We start from the raw sequence: 11,574 nt of genomic DNA, 5'->3' as shown, positions 1-11,574 counted from the left end.
GTGATCTTCATCGTGACGGGATAGGGCGCGACGTCCCTGCGGAGGTCGATGTAGGCCAGCTGCCTTGCGATCCGGAAGAGATTGGCACGGCTGTCGAGCTTGCGCCCGTCTCCACGACACGCGCTGGAGGTGGATCGACCCGTAAGCGTCTTTGCGTAGGGTATGGTTCCCTGCGTCACCTCGACCAGCTTGACCGTGAAGGAGATCGTAGCCGTACGATTCGTGCACGGGATGGAGTCCGTCCGCCAGGTGATGCATTTGCCGTTGTTGTCGTAGGCGCTGCAGCGCCGCACGGATTTGGTGTAGCGCTGGTCATCGATATTCTCACCGGTGACGCTCCCCATGTAGATCGCCTCGGTACCGGTGAGTTTTCCAATCTCGGCGACACTCTGCTCGTCGAACAGCGCCGACCCCGCGCGTCGCTGTTCGTTCAGGACGCTGTCCAGTCGGGACCGTTCCACCACCGTGAAGTAGCGCCGTTGCTTCACCGTGATCCCGGACAGCAGCGCCTCGATCTCGCTTCGATAGATCTCGCCACTGCGCCCCTCGAAGGGATACACGGCGACGCGCCGGTAGCTGGCGGCTTCGGGGACCTTCGCCGGCATCGTCGCCTCCACCTTCGCCACCGAGGCGCAACCGCCGAGCACGAGCACGGCGAACAACAACAGGCCGGGAGTCGCGCTCGAAGCCATCTGCCGCCGCCCTGTCGTCGTAACGGGATATCTCATGCATGCTTCTCCCATCGATCGATCAGATAACCTCACCCCGTTGACCCCGTTCCGCCATCGAGAAGCGGGTTCGACTCAGAGCTTCGTCAGCAATGTACTGCTGAGCACCGACCCGAGTTCCTTTCCGACCTCCTCGACGGCTTTTTTTCGTGCATGCTCCGCGCTGATCGGCGATCCCTCCTTGATCCGCGATTCGACGGCATTGACCAGACGCCCGTTGACGTCCCTGACACTCACCCGGGCGTCCGCAAACGCAAAGTACATGCCGCCCTGGCTGGTATCCCGGGTATCGAGCGTATATTCCAGCACGAGATCCGCCGGGCTTTGCGGTATGACGCGAATCCCCATGTCCGCCAGGTCCACCGAGAGGTACCGACTGATTTCCGAAGCCTCTGAACCTTGCGGGTTCAAGGTAACGGTCAATTCCTCGAGAAGCGTGTCGATCCTCGCCTCCAGCGAATCTTTTGTCGGTGACCGTGGTGGCGGGGAATCCGCTATCCGGTTCAGGCTCTCGGTGAGCACGTCGTGCCTTTCAATCAGCGAAAGCGCCGGCAACAGACGACGGAGCTGTTCGGTTCGAGGGATGTCCGCCGGGACGGATGCCAGATCCGCCATCTCGGCATCCAGCCTCGATCGCTCGTTCCGCAGGTTTTCGACCGCCCGCTTCCTGTCCAGGGTCGCAAGGGCGTACACCGTCTGCCGCGCCCAGTCCACACACTGTTCCTGTATTGCCATTCCAGCCAGTTCCATCTCCGGGGCCTCTGCCGAGATGGCCTCGCGGATCGAACTCGAGAACCGGGAACCGTAGTCGTTTCGATCACGCCGGCTGCTGATTTCCGTTTCGGACGAGACGACGACGTCGATCTGCTTCAGGATCTCGGATCGGGCGCTGTCATTGGCGCGCTTGATGGCATGGGACAGCGGCTCGTAACCGATCGCAGCCGATCCCACACCGTAGTACGTCCGTGGGTCTCGCGGCAGACCCTTGAGCCAGCGAGTCTCCGACGTACATGCCGGCAATCCTTGCAGCGGGTTCACCGAGGCGTTCGGCCGGGCGTTGCTATTCGGATCGCCAGGACTATCCGGCACAGTCGTGCAACCCGCGTGTATTCCGACTGTCGCCAGCAGCAGCATCATCGCCCGGCGGAATGGGTGGCCAACGATCCTTTTCACTTTGGATTGACAGAAACCCGATGCAAATAAGGAATCGTCAGACACCCGAATTCTCCCGCATGCGAATACGACCGGTTCCGTGCCATAACCTGACACGTTTACTGCCGGGTAGCGGATGCCAAGGCGATTTTCCGGCAATCGCCTAACGCACCTGATCCGGGGATCCCGCAAACAGATCGAGCTGCAGTGGTTTCCCCGGCGCCAGGGCGTAAGGTTCCAGGTCCGTGATGCCTTCCTCGGCCAGCACGTCCTCGTCGATGAAATGGTTGCCGGTGCAGGTGCTGCTGTCGCGCCGCAGGATGGCGTGTGCCGCGTCCGCAACGATGTCGGGGCTGCGGCAGTTCTCGGGTCTCACCCTGCCCCTCAGCATCAGCAGCGCCGAGGTGCCGATGACGGTGCGCGGCCACAGGGCGTTGACGGCGACCCCGGCCTCGCGAAATTCCTCGGCGAGCCCGATGACCAACTGACTCATCCCGTACTTCGATACCGTGTAGGCGATACGTTCGCGGAACCAGCGCGGATCCAGGTCGATCGGCGGCGACAGCATGAGGATGTGCGGGTTGTCCGACTTGAGCAGGTAAGGAAGACAGGCTTGGGAGCAGAGGAAACTGCCGCGCACGTTGATGTCCATCATCAGGTCGTAGCGCTTCATCGATGTCTCGAGCACGGGTGTCAGGATGATCGCGCTCGCGTTGTTGACCAGCGCATCGATTCCGCCGAACCGCTCCACGGCCCTCGCCATCGCGTCGATGACCTGGTCTTCGTCCCGCACGTCGACTCTTACGGCGAGAGCCTTTCCGCCCTCCGACGCGATGTCCTCGGCCACGCTGTGAATGGTCCCGGGGAGTTTCGGATGGGGCTTTTCGGTCTTCGCCGCGATCACGACGTTCGCGCCGTCCCGCGCGACACGCATCGCGATCGCCCGGCCGATGCCGCGGCTGGCGCCGGTCACGAAGATGGTCTTGTCTTTCAGGGTATCCAACGATTCATCCGCAAGCTGAGGCGATTTCTGTCAAATAGCATACCATCCTGCTTGTCTTTGTCGTCCGTCCTCTGTGTTGCGACAACAGTGACATAGTGCTCGCCGCGCAGCGCGGTCTCGAGCCCCGTGGCACCGTCCCGCAGCAGATCCACCCCGAATGCCTGGTCGCGCAGATGCAGTCCCACCAGATATCTTGATATCGGGATCGTCTTCAATTCACGAGAATTCGCGTTGGCATGGTCGCTTCCTCGTTTCTCCCGGAACGAGATGGTCCGATCGTGAGGGCCCCCGGATCCAAACTGCATGACCGGATCGGGGCCGGGATTCATTTACCACCCTCCCCGACGCGCTGCCACGAGTTCTCGTTGCGTACGACTTCGTGCCTGGCCCAGCGCGCGAATTCCGTCAGGGTGGAGACACCAGAGGACCGTCGGCCGGAACCCGCGACGACCTTGAAAATGACGGAGTCTTTTTCAGGATCGTCGTGTGGCGACGCGTCCACCACACAACGCACCTGCCAGTCGTCGCCGTATTTACCGTTGCTGTAGCAGCGACCCAGTCCGATCGACCCGGGTTGCAGGTGTCGTGTCTGCAGGCGCCGCGTGGCCAGATCGTAGACGCGCAGAAGGTCGTGTTCGTTGACATCGATAAACGAGTCGATCTGACTCAGGGCGTAGACCAGATCGCCGTGCGAGATGCTTTCCACCGTCTCCGCGGAGATCTCTTCCTCCGCTGCATGCTCGCGCGGCGGTTTCAATGCGGCCGGATACCGACGCCAGTACCAGGGATAGTTGAACGCCACTGCCACGGTGAGGATGACGAGGACGTTCAGAAGCACGGGTGTCAGCACGAAACCGTAGCCCAAAGCGTGAATCCCGGGGCCGCCCACCACGGCCATCAGCGCTGTCGCCCCGCCCGGCGGATGGATGCAGCGCAGGTAGTGCATGGCGCCGATGGCCAGACCCACGGCCATGGCGGCGGCAACGAAGGGATAGGGCACGAGTTTCGCACAGCTCACGCCGATCAGGGCCGAGACCAGATGTCCCCCGGCGACAGGCCAGGGCTGCGACAGCGGGCCATGCGGCACGGCGAACAGCAGGACGGCCGATGCGCCCATCGAGGCGATGATCAGCATGGACTCTTTCGGCCCCAGGAACCGGCTGCTGACCAGGAGCACCAGCAGGATACCGATGAAGCCGCCGGAGGTGGAAACCAGTCGTTCGACGTGACTGACCGGCGGCCCCTCGATCCCGAGCAATGCTCCAATCGGCACCTTGAATACGTTCCTCATGACACGGTAACTCCAGCTATCGACTCACACAGGGGTTGGTAAGGCGATTTCTATCAAATAACATACCATCCTGCTTGTCTTTGTCGTCCGTCCTCTGTGTTGCGACAATAGTGACATAGTTCGACGATGCGCCTGATGTCGCGTCTTGATGACGAACGATCCCGGCGCGGCGCTGTCCCTGCTTTGCTTGGGCACCGGTCTTGGGCTTCCTGCCCAAGCCGTTCACTGCTTCGCAGCTCACCCGGCGCGATCTGGTATGACATCTTCCGGCAATCGCCTAAACCGCATGGCAAGTTCATCGAAGAAGGTCATCTACGCCGCGATGATCGGCAACAGCCTGATCGCGATCACCAAGTTTGCCGCGTCCGCGTACACAGGCAGCTCCGCGATGCTTTCCGAGGGCATCCACTCGATGGTCGACACGGGAAACCAGGTGCTGCTGCTCTACGGGCTGAAGCAGGCCAGGAAACCGGCGAGCGAGGCGTTTCCCTTCGGGCACGGCAAAGAGATCTACTTCTGGAGCTTCGTGGTGGCGATCCCGATCTTCGCCGTGGGTGCCGGGGTGTCCATCTACGAGGGTATCAAGCACGTCCTGCACCCGACAACCATCGAGAACGTCACCGTAAACTACATCGTCCTCGGGCTGGCCATGCTCTTCGAGGGGGCGGCCTGGCTGTTTGCCCTCAAGGAGTTCACCAGGGTCAAGGGCGTCTTCATCGAGGCGGAATCACCGGCCACGCAGCGCGCCGTTGCGGAGGCGGAAGCACCAGATCCGAATTCGGGGACGTAAGGCGATTTCTGTCGAATGACGGAGGATGAGACATCATGAAGATAGGCATACTGGGTACCGGTGACGTGGGGCGTTCACTCGCCGCCGGACTAGCCGCTCGTGGGCACGAGGTCACGATCGGCAGTCGCGATCCATCCGCGGGCCGGATTCAGGACTGGCTTCGGGAGACTGACAGGAATATCCGGGCCGGCAGCTTTGCCGAAGCGGCTTCCTTCGGCGAGTGCCTGGTGCTGTCGGTGAACTGGGCCCATGTCCGGGACGTGCTCGACCTTGCAGGCGCCGCGAACTTCGCCGGCAAGGTCCTGATCGACACCAGCAACCCGCTGCGATTCGAGACCGAAGGTGAGCCGCCGGTACTCGACGTGGCCGGTAACGATTCCGCAGGCGAACGGATACAGGACTGGCTGCCCGACACCCGGGTGGTCAAGGCCTTCAACATCGTGAACGCCGTACACATGGTCGACCCGGACTTCCCGGACGGCAAACCCGACATGTTCATCTGCGGCAATGACGATGAGGCAAAGACCACGGCCGGTGGCCTCATCGAATCGCTCGGCTGGCCGCCGGTCATCGACCTCGGCGACATCCGCATGTCCCGTTACCTGGAACCACTGGCGATGGTGTGGATCGTTCATTTCTTCCGCAACGGCTTCAACCTGAACCACGCCTTCAAGCTGCTGCGCAAGTGACCGGTTCTCCTCTGAACAGATTCCGAAGTACCCCACCGCCGGTCATTCTTGCTCTTCGAACGATACGTCTTTGAGAATCTCTCCGGAGATCGGATCCAGAATCCGCAATACCGCGATGTTGTCCTGATCTATGGCCAATACACCCACTTCCGCAGTCGAATCACCATTCGGATCGAGAACCATCGTCAGTCCTATCGGTGTCCATTCAGCATCGAAGACTTCGCGGGTACTCAGGATCTCCGTCGAGACCGGATCCACGATTCTCACCACCACGCTGCGGGTGTCGCGGTTTACGGCAAGCACACCCAGTTCCGGTATTGAGTCGGAATTCAGGTCCCCGACGTTGGCGATTCCTATCGAAAGGAAAAGAGGTCGATATCTCCGTTGGGCGCGATCATGTCGCTCACGACTTCCCCTGGGTTCACGGCCGTGCTTGTGGGCGATGTCGGCGCCACACGGTCCAGAACTAGAACATACCCTAGCGTCCCGTCGTTGAGAGATTCGGAAACGATAATCGCGTGTTTGCCGGACCGATCCAGCTAGACATAATGTTGGACCCCAAAGTGCGCACAGCTCGAGTGCAATTGCGTGCCATCCGGCCTGAGCAGCCGGACACAAGGGGTACCTTTCTCATCCATTTGACGAGCCGCCTGAACCAGGATGCGCCCGCCTGAGGTGCCCATGAAATGGAAGACGTCGGTCTCCCCGACGACTTCGATTCTGCAGTTGATCAGATCTCCATAGTCTCTCCTGTGATTCCCTCACTTTACAGGCGAATCGAGGTGCACCTACGCCACTTGGAAAGGTAAGGGCACGCCAAGCAAACCAGATACTCGCAAAATGAAGGTATATGAGACTCTTAGGTCGCTCTATAGGTACGTTTCCCTACCCCGTCTTGGTGACGTCAAAGGTCAGGAAATTTTCGCGTTCGCATCGGCGATGCGAACGGTTTCCGAATTGGTGTGAATCGAATTGCTATGGACGACCTGAATCAATTCTGTTCAGGATCGATGCCGCGCGCTCCCTCCAGGATAGCACCCTCCATCAGGGCGCCCTCGAGGTTCGCCGCGGTAAGGTTGGCTTTTGACAGATTCGCCCTGGACAGATCGGCGTTGGTGAAATCGGCGCCGTAGAGATTGGCGCGGATGAAGTTGGCGCCGCGCAGGTCGGCGTTTTGAAAACTTGCGGATTTCAGGTTCGCGCCCTCGAAGGAGGTCTCCCGCAGATCCTTGCCGGAAAAATCCATCTCGACGAGATTGCCGCCGAGGATGGCCCCCCTCAACTTCGTGCCGGTGAGTATCGACCCCTTCAGATTGACGCTCTTGAGTCTGGCCCCCGAGAAATCCGCATCCGTCAGATTCGCGCCCCGAAGATTCGCCTTGGTCAGATTGGCCGCAGCAAAATTCGCACCATCGAGATTTGCTACGGACAGGTCCGCCCCCGTCAGGTCGGCCTCGGAAACGTCCGCCCCGCTCAGGTCGACGCCGGAGAACACGACGTTTCGCAGGTCCGCGCCGCGCATCGACGCGCGGTCCATCCTGGCAACCTTCGCCAATTTCTGGTTCTTCAACTCAGCGCCATCGAGAACGACGCCTTGCAGGTACGCACCTTCCAGATTGGCGTTACGGAGCTTTGCCTCCGACAGGTTCGCCTCATTCGCCTTCGCTCCGCTTAGATCCGCGCCCTCCAGGTTGGCTTTGGTCAGGCTGGCCGCCTTCAGGTTCGCACCGGAAAGGTTCGCACCGCGTAACCTCGCGTCATTCCACCGGACACCCTCCAGGTTCGCACCCGTCAGGTTCGCCTTTCCCAGGCTGGCGCCGCCGAGCCCGACATCACGCAGATCGGCGTTCTCGAGATTGGCACGATAGAGCACCGCGGCGTTCAGCCTGGCACCGCGCAGGTCGGCACGAGACAAACCGGCATCGCTCAGATTGAGCCCGGAAAGATCCGCTTCCCGCAGGTCGCAACCAGGGCACTCCCCGGTCGCCTTCAACCGGGCGACGCTTTCCGTGTCGTAGGCAACCGCCTGAGTGGCGGCGATTCCCGATGAGATAAGCAACGCAATCGACATCGTACGGGTCAGATGTATCACCTCAGTCTCCTAAACGTATCCACATTCCGTAGCCTGGATGCAGCGAGAGCGAAATCCAGGCTGCATTCGCCTCCAAACTTCGTGTCAGGCCCTCATCTGTCTTGGCCAATGCATGCGTGCGACGGGTATCTATGAAACGCCAGCGACCAACATGGTCATCGTCCCCTTGCGGCAGTGTTCGCACGGAATGAAGATGGTCCGGCAATACCACGATGGCATCGATCGTAAATGGTCTCCTCGCAAGCGCTTGCCGGAAAACCGTTCGCAGCACATCGGTGCGTTCGACGAGTGTTTTGCGAGGTGACGGTGAAGAAGCAGGTCCCTCCGGCAATGCGATTACGTCGATATTGAACCATAGTTCTTGGCGTTACCCCGGATTCCGCTTCGCTGCATCCGGGCTACTTGAGGTCACTTTATTTCAACGACAGTCTAGCCTGGATGCAACGATAGCGAAATCCAGGGGTTTCGGGGCCCGATCGTCACGAACGTTGTGCCGTCTTCGTTCGTAAGGCGGCGTCCATCGCCTTTCTCGCCCACGTGTGAAGCCGTTGTGGATCTTCCAGAATGTCGGCGGGAACCGGATAGTAGTTCATGGTGGCGCTGCGGCCTGCTTCATTTCATAGGTGAACGGCCCGAGTCCCAGCCGCTCATAATCACTCCGGTTGCAGTCGTCTACCTTGAGGTAGAGTTCGTCCTCAACGAGGATGGCGAAGAACAGTTCGTCGCAATAGATCCCCGCGCCTCCAAACATCCGCTTGACGCGCAGGCTACCAAGTCCGGCGAACAGGTCCAGCACGTAGGTGATGTACTCGTCGCCGACACTCATCGAATCCGCCCCGGTCTCAATGACCCGTCGACTGCAGCGCCTGGCGCAGACTGCCGAAGCGCCTGCGATACTGTGCGGGCGTCAGGCCCACCTTGCGGCGGAACAGGCGCCCGAAGAAGCTGGTGTCCTCGTAACCCACCTCGTTGGCGACGCCCTCGACCGGCAGGTCACTCCCCTCCAGCATCTGTTTGGCCTCCTCCAGCCTCAGGGTATGAACGTACGCCATGGGTGACAGGCCCGTTGCGTTGGCGAAACGTCGTTTGAAGGTCCGCTCGGCGAGCCCGCTGCGCTCGACCATGGCGGCCACCGGCGAGTCCTGATCGTAATGTTCAGCCACCCAGGCCTGACAACCGGCGATCACGGCGTCGTCCACCTGCCTCGCCAGTGTGAGGGCCGCGAAGGGTTGCTGACCGATGTCGTGCCAGTCGATGAGGTTCACCCGGGCCACACGCATCGCCGCCTCGACCCCGGCGAAACGCGCGATCAGGAACAGCGCCACGTCCATCCAGCTCGTGCCGCCGCCGGCCATGACGATGCGCTGGGCCTCCCCGCTGACCACCAGCGCCCGATTGGGATGCATGCGGATTGTGGGGTAGCGTGATCTCAGGGACTCGACATAACCCCAGTGTGTCGTCGCGTCCGCGCCATCCAGCAGACCCGCCTCGGCCACCAGCAAGGCCCCCGAACACGCCGTGGCGAGCGTTGCCCCGGCGGCGTAATGCCGCCGGAGCCAGGCCGTCTCGGATTCGAATCGGCCCCTAGGGTCCTCGTTCGGATCGACCAGCAGCTCGGGAATACAGATCACGTCCGGGGCCGGACTGTCGTCGAGGGCGTAATCCGGTTCGATCCAGACACCGTTTCCCGCCTGAAAACGACGCCCGTCGGTGGACACGGTAACGGGTTCGAATGGGGAAGGTCCCGGTTCGCCGTCGACCAGAAACTCCCAGTCCCGCCCGGAGGAGGCGAACAGGTCGTACATGCCGTAGACCGTTGAGGCCGTCGCCCCAGGGAGCGCGAAGATTGCGACGTGGATACGGGTATCGGAATCAGTCATGGCAGAATCGGCCGCTTTTTGTCTTTTCCGACTTTAGCACCCGGGGCGGTCCGGCAGTAGCCTGATTCCGACGGTCGTCCATCGGCGACCTCATCTTGCCAAACAACCGTGGAGGAAACCGAGATGCCGACACCCATTGAGATCCTGCTCGACCCCGTATCCCTGGTCGCGCTGGCGATGTACGGCGGCCTGATGGCAGTGGAATGGCTCGCGCCCGGGCGCAGGCTACCGGAGATCGGACACTGGAGGCTGAGAGGCCTCACCGCGTTCGTGGCCTTCTTCTACCTCTCGACCTACCTGCCCCTGATGTGGGACGAGCACCTCGCCCGTTTCCAATTGTTCGACCTGACCGGTCTGGGCTCCCTCGGCGGCGTCATCGCCGGCCTGCTCGTGTACGAACTCGGCGCCTACTGGTGGCACCGTGCGATGCACGCGTCCGACCTCCTGTGGCGCGGGGTTCACCAGATGCACCACAGCGCGGAACGTCTGGACACCTTCGGGGCATTCTGGTTCAGCCCCCTGGACATGATCGGCTGGACGTCGGTCGGCAGTCTGACCCTGGTCATGGTGGTGGGTGTCACGCCGCAGGCGGCGACCATACTCCTGTTGAGTATCGCCTTTCTCGGCATGTTTCAGCATGCCAACATCCGCACGCCGCACTGGCTGGGCTACCTGATCCAGCGTCCCGAGAGCCACACCATCCATCACGGTAAGGGGCTCCACCGGTACAACTACGCCGACCTCCCCGTGTTCGACATGCTGTTCGGCACGTTTCGCAATCCGCGCGACTTCGAGATGGAGACGGGCTTCTATCCAGGCGCCTCGGCACGTGTGGTGGACATGCTCCTGTTCAGGGACCTGAACCGCAGGTCCGATGAGGATGAATCCGTGACCGTCGCCAACCGGACCCAAATGACATGATACGCGGAACGCAGCGACGCGCCGTCGCAGCCGTTTGGTCACGGATTCCGTTGCATGGAGAGCGATCTGTCAACAGACCCCCAGGATCCAGCCCTCCAATGCGGCCTGGCGGCGCTCCTGCGGGGTCAGCGGCGGATCGAAGTAACGCGACAGCGTTCCCCGGCGGTCGATCTCGGTCAGCCACGCCGCCACCGACCAGGCGTCGTGCTCGTCGACGGTCCGATCGCCTCTTGGGTAGCGGCGCCTCAGCAGCGAGGGAAAGACTTCGGCGACCACCGATTTGCCCTCGGGCACGTCGAAACCGTCGAAGGGCCAGAAATGAAGCCGCTCTCGCGAGCCGGGCATCATCCGGAGCCACAGCAGCCAGGGAAGGCCCGCATGCGTGGACTTGGCGACCGAACCCTGCACGTCGAACTGGAACACGCTCCTGGCCCCGGTGGTCCATCTTTCGCAAAGCCGTAGCTCGGTGGCCTCCCCGGTACGCGCATTCCCCTCACGCAGGAATTCGACAGAGATGTTCGGATCGGCCGTCGGCCAGTGGCGCATGAAGTCGCCGAGAAACCGGTCCCAGTTCCCGATCCCGTAGCGTTCCATGTAGCTCATCGGAAAGGAGAACCCGTGATCGATGCCGATGATCACCGGATCACCCGCCTCAATGGCCGCCAGACAGTATTGCGCGACCTCCAGCCGCCTCCAGTTTCTGGCACCTTCGACCAGCGGTGCCACCTTGACAGGCTCGGCATCGTCCAGGGTCTCATAGACCTGCAGCGCCTTGAGCCGGCTGGCCGGCGTCTGGGCGCCGGAGTAGTCGATACCGATGTGTCGGGTGAATCTCACCTAGGCCCTTAGGCGATTTCTGTCAAATGACATACCATCCTGCTTGTCTTTGTCGTCCGTCCTCTGTGTTGCGACAACAGTGACATAGTTCGACGATGCGCCTGTTGTCGCGTCTTGATGACGAACGATCCCGGCGCGGCGCTGTCCCTGCTTTGCTTGGGCACCGGTCTTGGGCTTCCTGCCCAAGCCGT

General features: G+C 61.5%; 12 protein-coding genes and 2 pseudogenes. 3 read left to right on the top strand and 11 right to left on the bottom strand.

Translation table 11 applies throughout. The features are described 5' to 3' along the window. From LJE91_14825 to LJE91_14805, 5 genes are all read right to left on the bottom strand, one after another. A partial coding sequence (locus LJE91_14825) for a CsgG/HfaB family protein (protein MCG6869952.1) occupies nt 1-728 on the bottom strand: 728 nt, incomplete at its 3' end. A gap of 75 nt (nt 729-803) precedes the next feature. After that, a complete protein-coding gene (locus tag LJE91_14820) occupies nt 804-1,766 on the bottom strand; it encodes a hypothetical protein (GenBank protein MCG6869951.1) in 963 nt (320 codons plus the stop codon). A gap of 277 nt (nt 1,767-2,043) precedes the next feature. Next, the gene (locus LJE91_14815; protein MCG6869950.1) at nt 2,044-2,883 is read right to left on the bottom strand and encodes an NAD(P)-dependent oxidoreductase; all 840 of its coding nucleotides are present in this window, start codon (nt 2,881-2,883) and stop codon (nt 2,044-2,046) included. After that, nucleotides 2,871-3,212, bottom strand: coding sequence for a hypothetical protein (locus tag LJE91_14810; protein MCG6869949.1), 342 nt, complete (start codon nt 3,210-3,212; stop codon nt 2,871-2,873). The genes LJE91_14815 and LJE91_14810 overlap by 13 nt, the downstream gene beginning before the upstream one ends. Further along, complete coding sequence (locus LJE91_14805; GenBank protein ID MCG6869948.1) at nt 3,209-4,174, bottom strand: HPP family protein; 966 nt, start codon at nt 4,172-4,174, stop codon at nt 3,209-3,211. Before LJE91_14805 ends, LJE91_14810 begins: the two co-directional genes overlap by 4 nt. Nucleotides 4,175-4,460: 286 nt before the next feature. Between LJE91_14805 and LJE91_14800 the strand changes: the two are divergent. Continuing rightward, nucleotides 4,461-4,883 (top strand): annotated as a pseudogene (locus LJE91_14800) (cation diffusion facilitator family transporter). A 116-nt stretch (nt 4,884-4,999) separates the two neighbouring features. Continuing rightward, entirely contained in the window at nt 5,000-5,653 is a 654-nt protein-coding gene (locus LJE91_14795; protein ID MCG6869947.1) for an NADPH-dependent F420 reductase, read from the top strand. 42 nt (nt 5,654-5,695) lie between these two features. Here LJE91_14795 and LJE91_14790 read toward each other — a convergent pair whose 3' ends face one another. The 4 genes and pseudogenes from LJE91_14790 to LJE91_14775 all read right to left on the bottom strand — a co-directional run bounded on the left by LJE91_14790 (nt 5,696) and on the right by LJE91_14775 (nt 9,625). Then, nucleotides 5,696-5,956, bottom strand: coding sequence for a hypothetical protein (locus LJE91_14790; protein MCG6869946.1), 261 nt, complete (start codon nt 5,954-5,956; stop codon nt 5,696-5,698). Between the two features lie 688 nt (nt 5,957-6,644). Beyond that, nucleotides 6,645-7,745, bottom strand: coding sequence for a pentapeptide repeat-containing protein (locus LJE91_14785; protein ID MCG6869945.1), 1,101 nt, complete (start codon nt 7,743-7,745; stop codon nt 6,645-6,647). Nucleotides 7,746-8,224: 479 nt separating this feature from the next. Further along, nucleotides 8,225-8,571 (bottom strand): annotated as a pseudogene (locus LJE91_14780) (TfoX/Sxy family protein). 16 nt (nt 8,572-8,587) lie between these two features. Then, a complete protein-coding gene (locus tag LJE91_14775; protein ID MCG6869944.1) occupies nt 8,588-9,625 on the bottom strand; it encodes a helix-turn-helix domain-containing protein in 1,038 nt (345 codons plus the stop codon). Nucleotides 9,626-9,748: 123 nt separating this feature from the next. Between LJE91_14775 and LJE91_14770 the strand changes: the two genes are divergently transcribed. Further along, nucleotides 9,749-10,546, top strand: coding sequence for a sterol desaturase family protein (locus LJE91_14770; protein MCG6869943.1), 798 nt, complete (start codon nt 9,749-9,751; stop codon nt 10,544-10,546). Nucleotides 10,547-10,615: 69 nt separating this feature from the next. Here the strand turns inward: LJE91_14770 and LJE91_14765 are convergent, their stop codons facing one another. Continuing rightward, nucleotides 10,616-11,383, bottom strand: a complete 768-nt coding sequence (locus tag LJE91_14765) for a hypothetical protein (protein MCG6869942.1) — start codon at nt 11,381-11,383, stop codon at nt 10,616-10,618. Then, on the bottom strand, nt 11,384-11,574 hold a 191-nt coding region (locus LJE91_14760; GenBank protein ID MCG6869941.1), incomplete at its 5' end, for a hypothetical protein.

It is taken from the genome of Gammaproteobacteria bacterium, assembly GCA_022340215.1.
Lineage (GTDB): Bacteria > Pseudomonadota > Gammaproteobacteria > JAJDOJ01 > JAJDOJ01 > JAJDOJ01.
The sequence above is the reverse complement of the archived record's forward strand: the minus strand, read 5'-3'. Positions and strand labels throughout refer to the sequence as shown.

Coding starts and splice junctions, on each gene's coding strand:
- LJE91_14810 (MCG6869949.1), bottom strand. CDS start 3,212: ATGAATCCCGGCCCCGATCCGGTCATGCAGTTTGGATCCGGGGGCCCT.
- LJE91_14805 (MCG6869948.1), bottom strand. CDS start 4,174: ATGAGGAACGTATTCAAGGTGCCGATTGGAGCATTGCTCGGGATCGAG.
- LJE91_14795 (MCG6869947.1), top strand. CDS start 5,000: ATGAAGATAGGCATACTGGGTACCGGTGACGTGGGGCGTTCACTCGCC.
- LJE91_14775 (MCG6869944.1), bottom strand. CDS start 9,625: ATGACTGATTCCGATACCCGTATCCACGTCGCAATCTTCGCGCTCCCT.
- LJE91_14770 (MCG6869943.1), top strand. CDS start 9,749: ATGCCGACACCCATTGAGATCCTGCTCGACCCCGTATCCCTGGTCGCG.